The organism is Paraburkholderia ultramafica (genome assembly GCF_902859915.1).
In the GTDB taxonomy this organism is placed as follows: domain Bacteria; phylum Pseudomonadota; class Gammaproteobacteria; order Burkholderiales; family Burkholderiaceae; genus Paraburkholderia; species Paraburkholderia ultramafica.
The window spans coordinates 12,280-31,328 of sequence record NZ_CADIKK010000023.1; the positions used below are offsets into that span (position 1 = coordinate 12,280).

11 protein-coding genes and 1 pseudogene are annotated in these 19,049 nt (G+C 64.9%); 5 read left to right on the forward strand and 7 right to left on the reverse strand.

Annotated features, from left to right (window positions below):
• Nucleotides 1-19: 19 nt before the first annotated feature.
• Complete coding sequence (locus HV744_RS23035) at nt 20-1,069, reverse strand: ABC transporter substrate-binding protein (RefSeq protein WP_175151707.1); 1,050 nt, start codon at nt 1,067-1,069, stop codon at nt 20-22.
• 120 nt (nt 1,070-1,189) lie between these two features.
• Nucleotides 1,190-2,296, reverse strand: a complete 1,107-nt coding sequence (locus HV744_RS23040) for an ABC transporter ATP-binding protein (RefSeq protein ID WP_175151708.1) — start codon at nt 2,294-2,296, stop codon at nt 1,190-1,192.
• A 480-nt stretch (nt 2,297-2,776) separates the two neighbouring features.
• On the opposite strand from HV744_RS23040, the gene pdxR reads away from it, so the two are divergent.
• Entirely contained in the window at nt 2,777-4,324 is a 1,548-nt protein-coding gene (pdxR, locus tag HV744_RS23045) for a MocR-like pyridoxine biosynthesis transcription factor PdxR (protein ID WP_175151709.1), read from the forward strand.
• A gap of 66 nt (nt 4,325-4,390) precedes the next feature.
• On the opposite strand, the gene HV744_RS23050 is transcribed toward pdxR, so the two are convergent.
• Both HV744_RS23050 and HV744_RS23055 read right to left on the reverse strand, forming a co-directional pair.
• On the reverse strand, nt 4,391-8,191 hold the full coding sequence (locus HV744_RS23050; RefSeq protein WP_175151710.1) for a DUF748 domain-containing protein: 3,801 nt from the start codon (nt 8,189-8,191) through the stop codon (nt 4,391-4,393).
• Between the two features lie 239 nt (nt 8,192-8,430).
• Complete coding sequence (locus tag HV744_RS23055; protein ID WP_175151711.1) at nt 8,431-9,849, reverse strand: DUF1254 domain-containing protein; 1,419 nt, start codon at nt 9,847-9,849, stop codon at nt 8,431-8,433.
• A 314-nt stretch (nt 9,850-10,163) separates the two neighbouring features.
• Here HV744_RS23055 and HV744_RS23060 point away from each other — a divergent pair, with 314 nt between their 5' ends.
• From HV744_RS23060 to HV744_RS23070, 3 genes are all read left to right on the forward strand, one after another.
• Entirely contained in the window at nt 10,164-10,880 is a 717-nt protein-coding gene (locus HV744_RS23060; RefSeq protein WP_175151712.1) for an FMN-binding negative transcriptional regulator, read from the forward strand.
• 141 nt (nt 10,881-11,021) lie between these two features.
• The gene (locus HV744_RS23065) at nt 11,022-13,709 is read left to right on the forward strand and encodes a heavy metal translocating P-type ATPase (protein ID WP_175151713.1); all 2,688 of its coding nucleotides are present in this window, start codon (nt 11,022-11,024) and stop codon (nt 13,707-13,709) included.
• 144 nt (nt 13,710-13,853) lie between these two features.
• Entirely contained in the window at nt 13,854-15,827 is a 1,974-nt protein-coding gene (locus HV744_RS23070) for a methyl-accepting chemotaxis protein (RefSeq protein ID WP_175151714.1), read from the forward strand.
• An 18-nt stretch (nt 15,828-15,845) separates the two neighbouring features.
• Here the strand turns inward: HV744_RS23070 and HV744_RS23075 are convergent, their stop codons facing one another.
• Nucleotides 15,846-16,499: a glutathione S-transferase family protein gene (locus tag HV744_RS23075; protein WP_175151715.1), complete on the reverse strand. Its 654-nt coding sequence runs from the start codon at nt 16,497-16,499 to the stop codon at nt 15,846-15,848.
• Between the two features lie 219 nt (nt 16,500-16,718).
• Here HV744_RS23075 and HV744_RS23080 point away from each other — a divergent pair, with 219 nt between their 5' ends.
• The gene (locus HV744_RS23080) at nt 16,719-18,113 is read left to right on the forward strand and encodes a polyhydroxyalkanoate depolymerase (RefSeq protein WP_175151716.1); all 1,395 of its coding nucleotides are present in this window, start codon (nt 16,719-16,721) and stop codon (nt 18,111-18,113) included.
• Nucleotides 18,114-18,191: 78 nt separating this feature from the next.
• On the opposite strand, the gene HV744_RS23085 is transcribed toward HV744_RS23080, so the two are convergent.
• Nucleotides 18,192-18,626 (reverse strand): cupin domain-containing protein, encoded by a 435-nt coding sequence (locus HV744_RS23085; RefSeq protein ID WP_175151717.1) that lies wholly within the window; start codon nt 18,624-18,626, stop codon nt 18,192-18,194.
• A gap of 157 nt (nt 18,627-18,783) precedes the next feature.
• A pseudogene (locus HV744_RS23090) lies at nt 18,784-19,047 on the reverse strand (flavin reductase family protein); the annotation flags it as partial.
• Between the last annotated feature and the right edge of the window lie 2 nt (nt 19,048-19,049).

The following is a 19,049-nucleotide window of genomic DNA, read 5'->3' on the forward strand; positions in this document are numbered from 1 at the left end:
CCCTCTCACACCAACCCGCTTACTTCGAAGCCCACGACGAAAACCGCTGCTCCAGCTCATCGCCATGATCGGTCCAGAACGCGAGATTCTGCAGCACCGCGTTCTTGCCATTAGCCGGCGAATTCGGCAGATTCGCGAGCGTCTTCGCGTCGAGCGACTTGATCGCGATCACGTTCACCGGCCCATACGCGATGTTGTGCGCGTAGTCCTGCTGCGGCTTCGACGAAAGCGAATAGGCGATGTACTTCTCCGCCAGCGCCTTGTTCGGCGAGCCCTTCGGAATCGCCCAATAGTCGAGGTCGTAGATGCTGCCGTTCCACACCACCTTGAGGTTCTTGCCTTCCTTCTGCGCGGCGTCGATCCGGCCGTTATACGCGGTGGACATCACCACGTCGCCCGCGACGAGAAACTGCGGCGGCTGCGCGCCCGCTTCCCACCACTGGATGTTCGGCTTCAGCTCGTCGAGCTTCTTGAACGCGCGGTCCTGGCCTTCCTTGGTGGCGAGCACCTTGTAGACGTCCTTCGGCGGCACGCCGTCGGCCATCAGCGCGAATTCGAGGTTGTAGCGCGCGCCCTTGCGCATCGCGCGCTTGCCCGGGAATTTCTTGACGTCCCAGAAATCGGCCCAGCCGTTCGGCGCGGTTTTCAGCTTGTCGGCGTTATATGCGAGCGCCGTCGACCACACGAAGAAGCCGACGCCGCAAGTCTGCGGCGCTTCAGGAATCAGATCGGACTTCTTGCCGATCTTCGACCAGTCGAGCTTCTCATACAGCCCTTCATCGCAGCCGCGGCCGATGTCGCCCGACTCGACTTCCACCACGTCCCAGTTGACATGCTTGGCTTCGACCATCGCCTTCACTTTGGCCTGCTCGCCGTTGTATTCGACGGCCGTCACCTTATTGCCGGTTTGCGACTCGAACGGCTGGTTGAAGGCGAGCTTTTGCGCGTCGCCATTCGCGCCGCCGAAGTTGACGACCGTCAGTTCGGCTGCCTTGACTTGCGCGGCGCCCAGCGCGAGCGCGACAGCACCGACAGCGATGGCGCAGCGCGATTTCCCGATCTTGCTCATGGTGTGTTGCTCTCCTTTGGTGGTTTGCATCAAGCTGAGTACAGTGCAACGTTGTTATGTGCTGCTTATCTGCGGCCAAGCTGCGCTGCCCGCGTCGAACCCATTACGGGTTTAACGCGTTCACGCCCCTGCGAACACCCGCAGATGCTCGGGCGCGAACTCCAGTGCGACCGGCGCGCCGGGCGCGAAACTGTCGAGTGCGTCGGTGCCGAGCGGCACCTTGACGAAGCACTCGTCCTGCTGCGGCAAGCCGCAGCGCATGCGCACGTGGTCGCCGAAATAGATCAGCCCGCGTGCTTCACCGCTGAGCGCGTTGGCGCCGGATCGCGCGAGGCCGTTGGTCAGGTTGGCGAGCTTCATGCGCTCGGGCCGGATGCAGGCGATCGCCGGCGAGCCCGCCCGCGCGCCGCCGATATTGCGTCCCGTCAGGCGCGTGCCGTCGCTCAGATGAAACTCGCAATACTCGCCTTCGACATTCGCGATCGTGCCGCGCAGCTTGTTGCTGTCGCCGATGAAGTTCGCGACGAACTCATTGCATGGCGACTCGTACAACCGGTCGACGGTGTCGAGCTGCTGCACGATGCCTTTGTCGAACACGGCGACGCGGTCGGACATGGTGAGCGCCTCGCCCTGATCGTGCGTGACGTACACGAAGGTGACGCCGAGCTTCTCGTGCAATGATTTAAGTTCGTACTGCATGTGTTCGCGCAACTGTTTATCGAGTGCGCCGAGCGGCTCGTCCATCAGCACGAGCTTCGGTTCGAACACCAGCGCCCGCGCGAGCGCGATGCGCTGCTGCTGGCCGCCGGAAAGCTGTGCGGGATAGCGCTTCGCGAAGCTCTCCATGCGTACCATCTTCAGCGCGTTATTCGTGCGATGGGCACGCTCTTCGGCCGAGAGCTTGCGCACCGTCAACGGATACGCCACGTTCTGCTCGACCGTCAGATGCGGAAACAGCGCGTAGTTCTGGAACACCATGCCGATGTTGCGCTTATGCGGCGGCACCGTATTGAGCAGCGTGCCGTCGAGCCAGATTTCGCCGCCGGTGGGAAATTCAAAGCCCGCCAGCATCATCAGACAGGTGGTTTTGCCCGAGCCGGACGGCCCGAGCAGCGTCAGGAATTCGCCCTGATAGATATCCAGATCGAGTTGTTTGACGACCAGCGTTTCGCCGTCGTACGTTTTGCGTACACCTCGAAAGCTGACGATCACGTCATCGGTTTTCATACCCTCGTCTCCTCTGTCGATCGGAGTTAGTGCTTCAGCTGTCGGCCGGAGTTAGTGCTTTAGCACTTACTCCGGGCCCATGCAAAGCTCTTACTCCGATCCCATGCAAAGCTGTCGACCAGAGTTAGCGCTTTAGCGCTTACTCTGGTCCCATGCAAAGCTGTCGATCGGAGTTAGTGCTTCAGCTGTCGGCCGGAGTTAGTGCTTTAGCACTTACTCCGGGCCCATGCAAAGCTCTTACTCCGATCCCATGCAAAGCTGTCGACCAGAGTTAGCGCTTAAGCTCTTAGTCTGGTCCCATGCAAAGCTGTCGATCGGAGTGTTTACGCTTCAGTGCTTACCCCGATCCCATGCAAGATGGTTGCTGCGCTCCAGCACACTCCCGCCGCGTGGCAGCGGGATTGCATCGATTGCGTGGCTCACTATAGACCGTTACGGTTCTACAATATGGAACCATTTCATTATTCCGGATAGAACCACTTGGACACTGTGATCTTGTCGGACTGGCTCGCCGCACGGCTCGACCGCGGCGCCGCCGAACCGGTCTACAGGCAGACGTTGCGGCTGATGCAGCAGGCCATCCTGACCAGCCAGCTGCCGCCGGGCACCAAGCTGCCCAGTTCGCGCACGCTCGCCGAGGACCTCGGCATCGCGCGCAATACGGTGCTGCACGTCTACGACCAGCTAACCGCTGAAGGCTATGTGATCTCGACCACCGGCAGCGGCACCTATGTCGCCGACACGCGGCCGGACACGGCCGCGATGAACGCGCGCAAGCAGCCGGCGGTGGCGGGCGTCGCCGCGCAAGCCCAGTTGATTGGGGAAATCCCGAAGCCGCCCAAACGCGATCAGAGCGACCTGTCGAAGCGCGGACGCCGCCTGATCGACCAGGCCGGCGTGTCCGCGAAACAGTGGGGCGCGTTCATGCCGGGCGTGCCCGACGTCGCGGAATTTCCGGCGCGCACGTGGAGCCGCCTGCAGGCGCGCTTGTGGAAGGAAGCCAATCCCGATCTGCTCACCTATGCGCCCGGCGGCGGCTACCGGCCCTTGCGGCGAGCGCTGTCGGACTATCTGCGGGTGGCGCGCTCGGTGAATTGCACGCCGGACCAGATCATCATCACCACGGGCATCCATCAATCGATCGATCTGGCGGTGCGTTTATTGACCGACGTCGGCGATCGCGCGTGGGTCGAGGAGCCGTGCTATTGGGGCGCGCGCAGTGTGCTGCAATCGTCGGGGGTCACGCTGGTGCCGGTGCCGGTGGACGACGAAGGTCTGAATCCGCGCGAACAGGATCTGCAACAGCCGCCGCGTCTCGCGCTCGTCACGCCGTCGCATCAATACCCGCTCGGCATGGTGATGAGCCTCGCGCGCCGCCGCACGCTGCTCGAATACGCGCGCCAGCACAACGTGTGGATCATCGAGGACGACTACGACAGCGAGTTCCGCTACGGCAGCCGTCCGCTCGCATCGCTGCAAGGACTCGACGAGGCCGGCCAGGTGATCTACGTGGGCAGCCTCGGGAAGATGCTGTTTCCCGGACTGCGGATCGGCTACATGATCGCGCCGGAGCATCTGGTGGATTCGTTTCGCACCGGCGTCGCGGAGTTGTACCGCGAGGGCCAGTTGATGCAGCAGGCGGTGATGACCGACTTCATCATGGACGGCCATCTCACGTCGCACGTTCGGCGCATGCGGGCGCTGTACGGCGAACGCCGGCAGATTCTGATCGACGCGATCACCGCGCGCTTCGGCAGCGAACTGCCGGTGATGGGCGACGAGGCCGGTCTGCACCTGGTGCTCGGCCTGCCGGATCACGCGAACGATCGCGCGGTGACAGCCGCCGCTTACGATGCCGGCGTGATCGTGCGCCCGCTCGCGAGCTACTACAGCACCGACACGCCGCCGCGGCGCGGACTGCTGCTCGGCTATGCGTGCGTCGCGAACGAGAAGATCGGTCCCGCGTTCGACACACTCGCGCGCGTGATCGAGCAAACCGCGTTGAAGGTGCCGACGCGCGCCGCCTGAGCGGCTCAGATCGCACGCCGCGCGCATGATGCCAGGCGCGCGGCGTTACGAGAGCCGGTCACACCGTCACTTCAAGCCGAAGTCCACACGCGTGGTCGCGCCCTTGTCCTGGATGCCGTCGGCGTTCAGCTTCGGCGCAACGATGAACACGCGGCTGCTGTCAATTTTGCCTTCCAGATACTGCTGCACGCTTTGCGCCCGCTGTTGCGCGAGCTGGCGCAGGCTGGCGTCGTCGATCGGTGCATTGGCGGCGAGCGCGCTCTTCATGTCGTCGGCCGGCAAGCTCTTGGTCAGGCCGACAAAGTTGCGCGGCTTCTTGAAGTCGGCGGACTTGTAGGCCTTGCTCAAGTATTTATCGTAGTCCTTGGGATCGACGGTCACGGTCGACAAATCGACACTCTCGCCGTTGCCCACCACGTCCTTGATCTTCTGCTGCTTGACAAGGCGCTCGACGTACTGCGTGCGCAACGCCGGTTCGTCGAGCGCCGGGTCGACCCGGCCAATTACGTCCATCTTGATCGACGGCTTGTCGGCCAGTGCCTTGACGATCGTGTCGAGCTTTTTATTGTCGGCGTCCGAGAGTTTCGCCGAGCCCGGCTCGAACTCGACATAGCCCAATTCTTCGCCACCGCCGCCGAATGCGTGCGCGATCAGCGAGAACGGCGCGGTCACCGCCTTCTGCAACAGATTGAGCACCGCATGCCAGATCAGGCCACCCACGCTGAACTCAGGATTCGACAGCGAGCCCGACACCGGCAGGTTCACGTCGATTTCGCCGCGCGAGTTCTTCAGCAGCGAGATCGCGAGACGCACCGGCAGTTTGGTCGCCGTATCGTTCTCGATGTGGTCGCCGAACGTAAGCTGATCGATGAACAGGTGGTTGTCCGCGTTCAACTGATCGTTGTCGAGCTTGTAGTGCAGGTCGACGTTCAGCTTGCCCTTGGTGATCGGATAGCCGGCATATTTCGACGAATACGGCGTGAGGTTGGTCAGCTCGATATCGTGCGCGGTCGCGGTCAGATCGAGCGACGGTTTCGCGATCAGCGGGTTGACGGTGCCGCGAATCGACAGCGGACCGTTGGCCGCCAGTTTCGCGGCAATGTCGACCGGCGCGGGCGTGGTCGACTGCGTGCCGAATGCGCCGACCGTACCCTGAATGGCAACGAGGTTCGCGGTGTAATTCGGCCTGATGAAGTTGTCCGTGTACGTGACGCGCCCTTGCTGCAGCACCAGTTGGCCGAAGTGCAGCTTGACCGGGCTTTGCGGCGGCGTGGCGGCCGTGACCGTGGCCGGCGTGGCGGGCGTTGGCGACGAGGCCGGCACCGGCGCGGACGCCTCAGCTACCGTCGACGCCGCCGGTGGTGTCAGTTGCACGTGTTCGGCGCCGCTCTTGTCGCGCGTCAGCGATTGCGCGGCGCCGCTTTCATGCGCGACCACGTCCTTCAGGTTGAGTTTGCCTTGCGCGTCGAGCAGCACGCGTCCGTAGAACTTCGTGAACGTGACGCGGCCCGCGTCCACTACGGTGCCGCGTTCGTCGTAATCGGCCTTCAGGTTGGACAACGCGAGCGAGCCCCAGCCCGCGAACGGGTCCGAGGTCGCCTTGTCGAGCATCCGCACGTCGACGAGCGCCATCTCGCCGTGGTAGCTCGCTTGCACCGACTTCGCCTGAGTCAGCGCGAGATCGCCGTTCGCATTGAGCAGCGCACTCGCGATCACCGCGTTCAGCTTGCTGCCGAAGTACGGTTCGAAGGCCGCCGCGTCGAGCCGGTTCGCATTCACCTTGACGGCCACCTTGAGCGGTGTCGCCGTGACGTCGCCCTTCACGCCGAGCGTGCCCTTCTTGTTCAGTGTGGCTTGCAGATCGACCGGCAGCGGATGGCTCAAGTCGTCGCTGATCTGCTCCACCTTCAGCTGCAACGGCGTGATGCTCAGCTTCACCGGCTGCGGCGTGGTGTTGTCGGTGAAATTGGCGGTCGCGTCTTTCAGCGTCAGCTCGCCGATCTTGTAGTGCCACGCGGGCCCTTCGGCATGCGCCTTTTTGGCCGCGTGGATCGCGGTGCGCTCCTGCGCGGCTTCGTGCGGACCGGCAAGCGATGCGAGGTTGATGCTGCCGTCTTTCAGACGCTGCGCATCGACCGCGAGGCCGGTCGCGGCGACGCTGGTGACGTCCGCCGTGCGTGCGGCCACGTCCACCTGCTTGACCGTCACGTTGCCTTGCGCGAGCGAGATCACCGGCTCCTTGCTGCCGCGCGCGGCCAGCTTCAGCGATTGCAGATCCAGTTGCGTATCGGCGACCATCACGGCCACCGGCGACTTCGACCAGTTCGCGTCGATCTTCGTCGTCGCGGACAGCGCGCCGTCCGTCACTTGCGCGGCAGTCGCGGTGTCGAGATAGGGCTGCAATTCCGGCAGCTTCAATGATTTCAGATCGAGCTTCGCGCTGGCCGTCTTCGCCGCGAGACCGACCGTGCCTTCGGCGCCGAGCGAGCCGCCGCCGTCCTTGAAATCGGTGTTCAGCGTGTAATGCGCGGGCGCGGCGGCGAGCGTCGAAAAATCGTTCAGCGTCACCGCGAGTTTTTGCAGGCCGACGTCGACCGGCCGCGAGGCCGCGGCGTCGTGGACTTTGACGGTGCCGTCATCGAGCACGAAGCGTTTGATCGACAGGTCCATTGGCGCGGCTTTTTCGGTGGCGGTAGCTTTCGCCTTCGCGCCGGACGCCGCGGCCGGCGTGCTCGCCGCAGGTTTCTCCGCCACTGCTTCGGCTTCTGACGCGCTTGCCGATGCAGCAGCCGCGCCAGGCGCCGGCGCGACCATCCGCTCGACGCTCAGTACACCGTCCTTATCACGCGCGAGGCTCGCGCTCGGCGCATCGATACGGATCTCGTCGAAGTGGTAGAGACTCTTCAACGGCTCGAGCGTCGCCGCTGCAACGTGCACCGCGCGGGCCGCGAAGAACGGTGCCTTGCCCTGATCCCGCACGTCCACGTCGTTCAAATCGACGGTGCCGGCCACGCGCAGCGAAGGCGCGTCGTTGGACATCAGGAAGTTGAGCTTCAGATCGGTGGACAGCTTGCCGGACTGCACGATCACCGGCAGTTTGGCCGGCGCGTAGGACATCAGGCGCGACACGTCGAGCCCGTCGAAACGCAGCGACACTTCGGACTCGCGCGACGCCGCAAACGGCTTGGTCCTGCCGTCGATGGCGAGCGGACTGCCGTCGACACGCGCACGCAGCAACGGCTCGACGAAGATATCGGTTTTCGAAGGCAGCGTGGCGATGAACGGAATGCCGAGCTTCCATTGATCGATCACGTGAGTCGCGCCGAGCAGTTTGTCGTCGAACGTGATCTGACCGTTTTCGAGCCGAATGTTCGAGACGGAGAAGAGCGTCGGCTTGCTCTCGGGCTTGGCCGGCTGGTTAGCGAACTTCTCGATCAGGTCGGTGAAATTGAAGCGCTGCGTATCGTAGCGAACGATATGAAAACGCGGCGAGTCGAGTTGCACTTCGTCGACGATCGGCGCGCCGCGAAACAGCGAGCTCCACGACGGCTGCACGATGAGCCGCGAAATATCCACGAAGTCGCCCGCGCCGCCGCGCTCGCCGATCTGCACGTTATCGGCTTCGAGCCTGAGCGTGTAGGGATTGAGCGCGATGCGGCCAATCGTGGCGGGGCGGTCGAGCTGCTTGCTGAGCTGTTGCTCGGCGATGTGGCGAATCAGCGGCGGCGCCGCGAAAAAGCCCAGCAGACCGAACAATACGAGAAAGATCAGCAGACCTATGAGGACGCGCCGTGTACGGCGTGACTGCGCGACCTTGCGCACGGTCTGCATTGAAGATGCTAGTGATGCTTTATTGAGGCTTGCCATGCTCGGTCTTGGGTAATGCGGCGGCAAGCCCGCCGCGAAAACGAAAATCCCGCAAGCGGCAGTATAAGTCGTGAACGTGGCGTGGGATAGGAATGTCGGCCGCGGCTTGCACATTCGGCCGCGCGATAGCGCCGCATATCCGTCGCGGTGAGGCGATGGATATGCGGTGTTTGATGCGTCACGAGTGCGTAGCTGTCATTTCACTGACGCACATCAATACCGCATGTCATTGCGGTATTTCATTGACGCACGACGGCGGGCGGTTGCCAGCTGCCGTCGGTGGCTTGCGGCTTCGGTGCATAGAGGCGCAGCACGAGCTGCATATCCGCGCGCGGCGCCGGTAGCCAGTTACCGCTTTTGGCGCGCGCGGACGACACGATCACATCGAGCGAGCCGTCGCGATTGCGGTGCGCGCCGTTGCGATCGCCGACCGCGAGACGCGCCGGCGCGCTTTCGCCCAATGCGCCGTCCCTGGTGTACGCGGTGATCGACCAGAAGCCGCGCACCGGCGGCAACTGGTTCGGCGCGAAGTGGATCACGTAGCGGTTCGCGCCGTTGAGCGGATGGCCGTCGCTGTCCTGCGTGACGACGGCGCGCACTTCATCGTCCCGGGTGCCGATGCCCGGTTGCGCACTCGCGGCGTACGCGCGCAGCGCGTAGTCGGGACCGTAGTTGCCCGCGCCGTCGCCGAACCAGTTCCAGCCATTGCCGGTCAGCACATTGGAAGGCGGCGTGGCGACGCGCTCATGGCCGTCGGCGAGACCCGCGGCGATGGCCTCGGGCACGCGCGGCAGCTTCACCGGATCGCCGGGCGTCACCCCGAGATCCGAGAGGATTTTCAGCGCATGGGGATCGGCCGGCGTCGGCGGATTGTCAGGCAGCGAATCCGCGAGACGGCTGAAGAAGCCGTTCGCGTCGAGCGCGGCAACTTGCGCAGCCGGCGTGCCGTTGGCGCTCAGAGCGGTATCGGCGGCATTGCTGCGCGGCGGCGCAATCGAGGCCGAGCGTGAGTCGCCCACGTAGACGCTCAGCGGCGCGACGCGAATCGCATGTTGCAACTTGCGTACCGCCGTCAGATCGCGCGCGCCGTTCGACTGGATGCGCACGCTCATCCATGCGTTGCGGGTCGGCACGTCGACGCGCTTCGCACCCTTGGGCAGATCGCCCTGCCAGCCCGGGCCGACGAACGCGATGGTTTGCGCCCTGAGGCCCTTCACGCTCGTCGCGAACTGCGGGCCGGTCGACCACACCACGTTGGTCCACATGTCGAGCACGCGGGCATCGACGTAGCGGCCATGCGAATCGGGTAACGATACGATCACCGGCTCGCTGCCGACGTCGAGCCAGCCGGTCGAGTCGAGCGTGTCGACGCTCGGCCGCGGCGGATTGGCTGCGCCGATCGGCGGCAATGCCTGCGCGTGACGCAGCGTATTGAGGGGCGCCTGGCCCGGATCGGTGCCGACCGCCGCGTCGCGCGCGACGCCCATCAGCACCAGCGGATAACCGAAGACGTACGAATCGGCGACTTCATCCTTGATCCAGCCGGTGGTCTTTGGCGTCGCGGACGGTGTCGACGAGCAACCGGCCAGAAAAGCGAGGCCTGCGAGCGATGCGCAGGTCCAGTGAATCGAAAACAGTTCTCGGCGATTTTTTATCATGCGTTCAGATGGCGGAACGTGCGGTCCTATGGGAGATGCCGGCGCGCAGCGATACCTGCATGCGTGGTCTCCCAAAGCCCAGCGCAGCCAATTCGCGGTTCGCGATGCCGACAACATCGGGTTGTATCGTATCCTTGCTTGCCAGGCAAGCGCAAAGGCTGCGATAGCGCTTTATAACGCGCAGACGGAGTCTATTTAATGTACGGTTGACGTTTTTAGCCACATTCGTACTGGCTCGCGCGCCGCGCGCCATGCTTGCCGAGTCATCGACGACCGCTCGCTTCTTTCGCCCCTTTTGTATCCGGAGCGCTTCAATGTATATGCCCGCCCATTTCGAAGAGAACCGTCCAGAGGTTCTCCACCGCCTGATCACCGAGCAGCCGTTCGGCACGCTGATTACGAACGGCCCGAACGGACTCGACGCGAACCATGTGCCATTCGACGCGGAGCTAATCTCCGTAGGGGGCGACGCGCAACCCGTCTCCGCCAGCGGCGAAGCACAGCACATCTCCACCGGGGACGATTCAGCCCCTCGCACCCGCTGCATCCTCCGCGCTCACGTTGCCCGCGCCAACCCTGTCTGGCAGGAAGCCGCCACGCATCCCGACGCGCTCGTGATCTTCCAGGGCCCAGCGGCCTACATTTCGCCGAGCTGGTATCCGGGCAAACATGAAGCGCATCGGCAGGTGCCGACTTACAACTACATGGTGGTGCACGCTCATGGCCGGATCGCCGTGCGCGACGACGAGTCGTTCGTGCGCGGTCTCGTTGCGCGGCTCACCCGCAAGATGGAAGCCGGTGAAGCGGTGCCGTGGAAAATGGGCGATGCGCCCGCCGACTTCATCACGCAGATGCTCGGCGCGATCGTCGGGATCGAGATCGAGGTGACGCGGCTGGTCGGCAAATGGAAGCTCAGCCAGAACAAGGTGGCCGCCGACCGGCGCGGCGCAGCCGACACGCTGCTGGCACGCGCCGGCGATCAACAGCAGGCCGTCGGCCGGGCCATGCTGGATGCGCCGCCGGCTTTCTGAGCGAACGCTTGCGACGCTGGGCCGGCAGCCCGCCTGGCGCGATAGATCGTCGCCGCATCATCGGTCCTTGACCTTCCCTTCATGGGAAGGTCGATACTGGATTCACGATGCGGCCCAATGCCGCCACGAGCCTTGCCGACCATGACCGACCTTGCCAATCCCCAGCGCGCCGCCGACGCTGCCGCCTCCCCAGCCCCCGCCCGACTCGCTGAACTCGACATCGGCGGGATGACGTGCGCTTCGTGCGCAATGCGCGTCGAGAAGGCGCTCGCCAAAGTACCGGGCGTCACGCGCGCGTCGGTGAATCTCGCCACCGAGCAGGCACGCGTCGAAAGCGATGCCACGGTCGACCCCGAAACGCTTGCCGACGCCGTGCGCAAAGCGGGTTACGAAGCCACGTTGTCCGTCCGCGCCGACGTTGCGCCGGCTGAAGCGCCGCAGACCACCGAGCTGGCGATCGGCGGGATGACATGCGCGTCGTGCGCGATGCGCGTCGAGAAAGCGCTGGCGAAGGTGCCGGGCGTTGCGGGCGCGTCGGTGAATCTGGCGACCGAAACCGCCACCGTCAATCTGAGCGGCGCAGCTTCCGACCCGGATGCGCTGATCGCCGCCGTCAAGAAGGCCGGTTACGAAGCGACCTTGATCGCGCAGCCAGATGCGCCAGCATCCGCCGACGCAGCCGCCCCCGCCGCTGCGGTCGACCGCAAGCGTGACCAGGCGCGCCGCGAACTGGCGGCCGTGCTCGCCTGCGCCGCGTTGACGCTGCCGCTCGTCGTGCCGATGGTCGGCGAATGGTTCGGCGTGCACGCGATGCCGCCGCCGTGGCTGCAATTCGGGCTCGCGTCGATCGTGCAGTTCGTGTTCGGCGCGCGCTTCTATCGCGCGGCTTACCGGGCCATACGCGCGGGCGCGGGCAACATGGACCTGCTGGTGGCGCTCGGCACGTCGGCCGCTTATGGCATCAGCGTCTACGAGCTCGCCTCGCACCCGGGCGACATGATGCATCTGTATTTCGAAGCGTCGGCGGTGGTGATCACGTTGGTGCGCTTCGGCAAGTGGCTCGAAGCGCGCGCCAAGCGTCAAACCACCGATGCGATCCGTGCGCTCAACGCGCTGCGCCCCGAGCGCGCGCGCATTCGCGTCGGCGCCGGCGAGCGTGACGTGCCGCTCGCGCAAGTGCGCGTCGGCACAGTGGTGATCGTGCGTCCGGGCGAACGCGTGCCGGTCGACGGCGCGGTGCTCGAAGGCCGCACGCATATCGACGAATCGCTGATCACCGGCGAAAGTCTGCCCGTGCCGAAACAGGCGGACGATGCGGTCACGGCCGGCTCGATCAACGGCGAAGGCGCGATTGCCGTGACGACCACCGCGATCGGCGCAGAAACGACGCTCGCGCGGATCATCCGCCTCGTCGAAAGCGCGCAGGCGGAAAAAGCGCCGATCCAGCGACTCGTCGACCGGGTCAGCGAAATCTTCGTGCCGGCGATCCTGGCGATCGCCGCGCTCACGCTGGCCGGCTGGCTGATCGCCGGCGCGGGCGGCGAATCCGCGATTCTGAACGCGGTTGCCGTGCTGGTGATCGCCTGCCCCTGCGCGCTCGGGCTGGCGACGCCGGCGGCGATCATGGCCGGCACCGGCGTCGCGGCACGGCACGGCGTGCTGATCAAGGACGCCGAGGCGCTGGAGACCGCGCATCGGGTAACGATTGTCGCGTTCGATAAGACCGGCACGCTGACGCTCGGCCAGCCGTCGGTGACGGCGTTCGAGCCGATCGGCGAGTTTGGCCGCGACGACGCGCTGGGACTGGCCGCCGCGGTGCAGCGGCACAGCGATCATCCGTTGGCGCGTGCGGTGGTGAAGGCGTATGAAGCGGCGGCAGCGGGGGCGGGTACGGGAAGCCTGCCAACGGCCAGGAAGGCGGCGGATGTGGTTGCGACTGCGGAGACCGCAGCAACCGTAGCGACCATGGCGAATCAACCGGCGACGGCGGACACCGCCGCTATGTCTTCGGCAAGTGTCAGCCCCGCAGTCGCCCGCACTCACGCTCCCGCGCCCCACGCGACAGCCGCGCGCGCAGTCGCCGGCCGTGGCGTCGAAGCGGACGTCGACGGCCGCACCCTCGCGCTTGGCAGCACGCGCTGGCTCAACGAACTGGGCATCGCTCTGCCGCCCGCGCTCGCCGCGCGTGCTCACGAACTCGAAGCCGCCGGCAACACCGTCTCGTGGCTCATGCAGCGCGCTCCGCAAGTGCCCGCCGCGCTGGCGCTGATCGCTTTCGGCGACACCGTCAAGCCGACCGCGCGCGCCGCCGTCGAGCGGCTGGCGCGGATGGGCATCCAGAGCGTGCTCGTCACCGGTGACAACCGCGGCAGCGCGGCGAGCGTCGCCCAAGCGCTCGGCATCGATGAATTCCACGCCGAAGTGCTGCCCGACGACAAGGCCCGCGTGATCCGCGATCTGAAAATCCGCCGCGCCGGCATCGTCGCGATGGCGGGCGACGGCATCAACGACGCCCCCGCGCTCGCGGCCGCCGACATCGGCATCGCGATGGCGACCGGCACCGACGTCGCGATGCACGCGGCCGGCATCACGCTGATGCGCGGCGACCCGGCGCTGGTGGCCGACGCCATCGACATTTCGCGCAAGACCTGGCGCAAGATCCAGCAGAACCTCTTCTGGGCGTTCGTCTACAACCTGATCGGCATCCCGCTGGCCGGCTTCGGCTTGTTGAATCCGATGCTCGCCGGTGCGGCGATGGCGTTTTCCAGCGTCAGCGTCGTCACCAATGCGCTGCTGCTGCGCACGTGGCGGGGCGCGCCGGGGCGGTAGGGGCGTTGGGCGCCCGCATCCAATTACGAACCGCTTTCAACGACCCTAAAGGTTGCAGCCGCCGCAGCCGTAAACCAGATATCGAAGCCGGTCATGCCTGCGCATGACCCGCGCATTCGCTCATCCCCCTTACCGCGACTGCCCATGGATTTTCTCTTCTTGCGCCGCGCCAGCGTCGGCGCCCGGCTCGCCGTTCTCTCGTGCGTGCTGGTAGCGTTGCTTTTCGCCACCTTTACGTGGGCGCTCACGCGTGCCGCCGGCACGCAGGTCCGCGATCAGGTGCTCGAGCGCATCGCCGGAAAAGACCGCTCGATCGCCGCGATGATCGCGCTGTTCGACAAGGCGCTGTCGGCTGAAGTCGATCGTTCGATGTCGCTGTTCGCGAGCTTCCTGCCCACCGGCTACTCGCTCGACGACACGCAGAAGGTCGACATCGGCGGCGTCGCGACGCCAACCATCAAGGCCGGTGACAAAGTCCTGAACATGGACTTCACGATCCCCGACCAGTTTCTCGAACGCAGCGGCGCGGTGGCCACCGTGTTCGCGCGCAGCGGCGACGACTTCGTGCGCGTGACGACCTCGCTGAAGAAACAGGACGGCTCCCGCGCGATCGGCACGCTGCTCGACCGCAAGGGGCCGGCATATGCGCTGCTGCTCGCGAACCGCTCCTATACGGGACTGGCCGCGCTGTTCGGCAAACGCCTGATCACGCAATACCGGCCGATTACCGACGCGAGCGGCCGCGTGATCGGCGCGCTGTTCGTCGGCGTGAATGTGGACAAAGAGATCCAGTCAGTCGAAGACGGCATTCGCAATCTGAAGATCGGCACGAGCGGCTACTACTTCGTGCTCGACGCGTCGAAGGGCGCGGATCGCGGCAAGCTGATCGTGCATCCGGCCGCCGCCGGCCAGAAAGCGGACGACGCGAATGCGCCGTATCAGCGGATGCTCGACATGAAGCAAGGCCAGCTCGACTACAGCTCGGCCGATGCGGCACTCGGCGAGCACGACGCGCGCGACAAATTCGTGTCGTTCATCACCGTGCCGGAATGGCAATGGCTGGTGGGCGGCATCGCGCCACGCGACGAAGTGTTGGCCGACGTCGTCGCGACCCGCAATCAATTCCTGCTGCTCGGCTTCGCGCTGGTCGGCGTGTTCGCGATCGTGTTCCTGATCGCGGTGCGGCGTCTGGTGAGCCGTCCGCTCGACGAAGCGGCGAAAGCCTCCGAGCGTTTCGCGTCAGGCGATCTGAGCGTGCGCGTGGCGCAGAACGGCAACGCGCGCGCCGATGAAATCGGCCGCCTGATGCAGTCGATCGACGGCATCGGCGAAGGCCTCGCGCGCATCGTTTCGCAGGTGCGCAACGCATCGGCGGATATGAAGGAGGGCACCGAAAAGATCGCCGCCGGCAGCGGCAATATCGCCGCGCGGATCGCCACCCAGGCGAGCAGCCTCGAGGAAACGGCGGCCAGCATGGAACAGATCACGTCGACCGTGCAGCAGAACGCCGATCACGCCACGCAAGCCAACACGCTCGTCACGCACGCCGCCGACGCCGCGCTCGAAGGCGGCCGCGCGGTCGAACGCGTGGTGTCGACGATGGGCGAAATCAGCCGCTCGTCGCAGAAGATCGCCGAGATCACCACGGTGATCGAAGGCATCGCGTTCCAGACCAACATCCTCGCGCTGAACGCCGCCGTCGAAGCCGCGCGCGCGGGCGAGCACGGCAAGGGCTTTGCGGTGGTGGCGTCGGAAGTGCGTGCGCTCGCGCAACGCAGCGCGGCGGCGGTGAAGGAGATCGAAGGTCTGATCGCGACTTCCACGGCAACTGTCGAAAGCGGTTTCCGGATCGCCGAGGAAGCCAGCTCGACGATGCAGGGCATCGTTGCCCAGGTCGGCCAGGTGCGCGCGATCATGAGCGAGATCAGCGTCGCGTCACGCGAGCAGTCGGGCGGCATCGAACAGGTCAACCTCGCCGTCACGCAGATCGGCGAGGCGACCCAACAGAACGCGACGATCGTCGGCGAAGCGGAACTCGCGGCGGCCGAGTTGCGCGAACAGGCTGTGCGTCTTGCGCAGGTGGTCAGCGTGTTCAAGCTCGAAAGCGGGCGCGAGTGAGGTGGGGTTTTCCCTCTCTTAAAACTCGACGTCCAGTTCGTCGATCTCTTCCACTTCCAACTGCGCGTCGGCGATCCACTGCTGCATTTCCGGCAGCGCGATGATTCGTTGTCCGTATTCGACGATCTCCGGATCGAGTTTCACGTCATAGGTCACGAAACGCGTCACCACGGGCGCGTACATCGCGTCCGCGGCGGTGCGCTCGCCAAACAGAAACGGCCCTCCATACTGTTTCAGGCATTCGCCCCAGATCGTCACGATCCGGTCGATATCCGACTGAGCGCGCGCCCACACCTTGAAGCCCGGAAAATGCGCCTTGAGGTTCATCGGCAACGCCGAGCGCAGCGAACTGAAACCCGAATGCATCTCACCGCAAATCGAGCGGCAATGCGCTCGCGCGCGAACGTCTTTCGGCAACAGCGCGGCTTCCGGTTTCACTTCGTTCAGATATTCCGCAATCGCCAGCGTGTCCCAGACCTTGATGCCTTCGTGCACGAGGCACGGCACCAGAATCGACGGCGACAGCAGCAGCAATTCGGCGCGCGCCGCGGGATCGTCGATCGGCATGACGATCTCGTCGAACGGCAGGCCGCTGAACTTCGTCAGCAGCCAGCCGCGCAGCGACCACGACGAGTAATTCTTGCTGCTGATAGTAAGCGTGGTGTTCGCCATACGTTTCTCCTCCAGATCACGCGTTCGGCCGCCGCCTGCCGGCAGGTATGCACGCCACCGTGCGCGCACGCACCAAAGCGCGGCAGTTCCTGCGCGTTGCATCGACTTGCGCAAATGCCATGCCAACGCGCGGTAGCGGCTGGGCGCGCGCGGCAGTATGCTTGGCACATGACTTGCCTCTATTCGGGCTCCTTTCTTTCCTGCACTCGTGCGAAGGTTATGAACCTGTTCGCATACCCCACCTACCAGGCTTGCGCCGACCTGATGCTGCCAATGCGGCACGGCGCAGCACTGATGATTCATTCGCTCGACGCCTGGCCCGCGTTCGGCGACACATCGCATGGGCGCTCGCTACGCGCATCCTGCGAGCTGTTGACGCTGGCCGGACTCACGCCGGTGCGGCCGCCGTTCGGCATCGGCAGCGTGGTGACGGAAGGCAAGCAGGTGGCGGTCATCGAAGAAATCGTCGCGCACACGCCATTCTGTTCGCTGCTGCATTTCCGTAAGGACACCACGCCTTCGACACCGCAGCCGCGCGTGCTGGTCATCGCGCCGATGTCCGGCCACTTCGCGACACTGCTGCGCGGCACCGTGCGCACGATGCTCGCCGAACACGATGTCTACATCACCGATTGGCACAACCCGCGCGACGTGCCATTGAGCCAGGGCCGCTTCGGCTTCAACGAATTCGTGCAGCACGTGATCGACTTCACGGAGAAGATCGGGCCCAACTCGCATCTGCTAGCCGTGTGCCAGCCGACCGTCGCAGCGTTGGCCGCGGTCGCGCTGATGGCCGCCGACGATCATCCCGCGCAGCCGGCCAGCATGACGTTGATGGCCGGGCCGCTCGATACGCGCATCAATCCGACGCGCGTCAACGAACTGGCGAAGGGCAAACCGATCGAGTGGTTCGAGCAGAACCTGATCAGCGCGGTGCCGTTCGGTTTCGCGGGCGCACATCGGCGCGTGTATCCGGGCTTCGCACAGTTGATCGCGTTCATGTCGATGAACCTCGGCCGCCATGTCGACTCGTTCGAGACGATGCACTACGAGCGCGCGAAGGGCGAACCGGCGAAAGCCGACACGATTCACTCTTTCTACGAAGAATACTTCGCGACGATGGATCTGACAGCCGACTTCTATCTGGAGACCGTCGACACGGTCTTTCAGCGGCATGCACTGCCGCTGCACGAACTCGAAGTGCAAGGACGTCTCGTGGAACCGTCGAAAATTCGCCGGACCGCGTTGCTCACGGTGGAAGGCGAGAAAGACGATATCTGCGCGGTCGGGCAGACGCTCGCCGCGCAGGACATGTGCGACAAGTTGCGGCCGTACCTGAAGACGCATCATGTGCAGACCGGCGTGGGGCACTACGGCGTGTTCAACGGACACCGCTGGGAGCGGCAGATTTATCCGCGCGTGCGGGCCGTGATTTACGACAACGAGCCGCGCGCAGTGCTGGTCAGTTCGCGGGCACGCACGATCCAGCCGGTTCAAGTGCCTGCTGCAACCGCCGCCGAGGTCACGGCAGCGGCGCCGGCTGCTGCCGCGGTGGTCGAGGTGGCAGTGGATGCGCAGCCGGCGGCTGGCGGCTCGCATGGCGCCGGCGCTTAGCACTGGCGCCGGCGCCAACGGCAGTTCACACAGTGTTTGCACCACTGACGACCGACACGCCGCCTCCTTCCTCGGCAATCAAACCGCGCCGTTCTTCCAGGGCGTCACGGCCGGCACTTCGCACGGGCCTTCAACTTCGATCGACTTGAAATCGGCCGGCGAGACGATCTCGAGGTACTCCATGTCTTCCGAGTAGTCGAACAGATAGTGGACGATGCCCGGCGCCTGATGCACGCAATCGCCGGCGGCGACGAGCGTTTCCTTGTCGCCGTACATGAAGCGCGCCCAGCCTTTCAGCATGATCACGATGTGGAAATCGGCCGCATGGCGGTGCCAACCGGTGCCTTGCTCTGGTGCGTGGTTCGCCTTGACCAGTTGCGCGAGTACCTTGCCGCCGGTCGCCTGCGCGATGCCCAGATCGCGGTAGAGAAAAAAGTCGCGTAAGCCCTGATCCACGTAGGACGTGTCTTGCGGACGGACATGGCTGAATTGCGTGGCGAATTCGGTGGACATGATCGCGCTCCTGGAGAGTGAGCCGGCGGTTGAAAACGACGCGTGGGAGCGTCGGTTGCAAGCATCAAGCGAGCCAGTTTCAGGGCGCGGGCTTTGCTTCGCATGGGCGCGCTGCGGCAGGCGGCGCGGCGCGGCGTACTTCAAACGCCGACGGTGTTCATGCGCTCGGACGGAACATATCGAACATCTCGCCGATTTCGGCGTAGTCGGCGCGATAGCCCGCGCGCATGATCGGCTGCGCGGCGTGCGTATCGAACAGACCGTCTTTCAGATAGGCCTCGTTGATGTGAACGCCGACCACCTGGCCGAGCGACAGATAATTGTCCACCGGCGTGCCGTCGAGCGCATGCGGACGCACCACTTGCAGCTGTTTGCATTCGAGCGCGGCCGGCGATTCGGCGACGTGTGGCACGGCGACGCTCG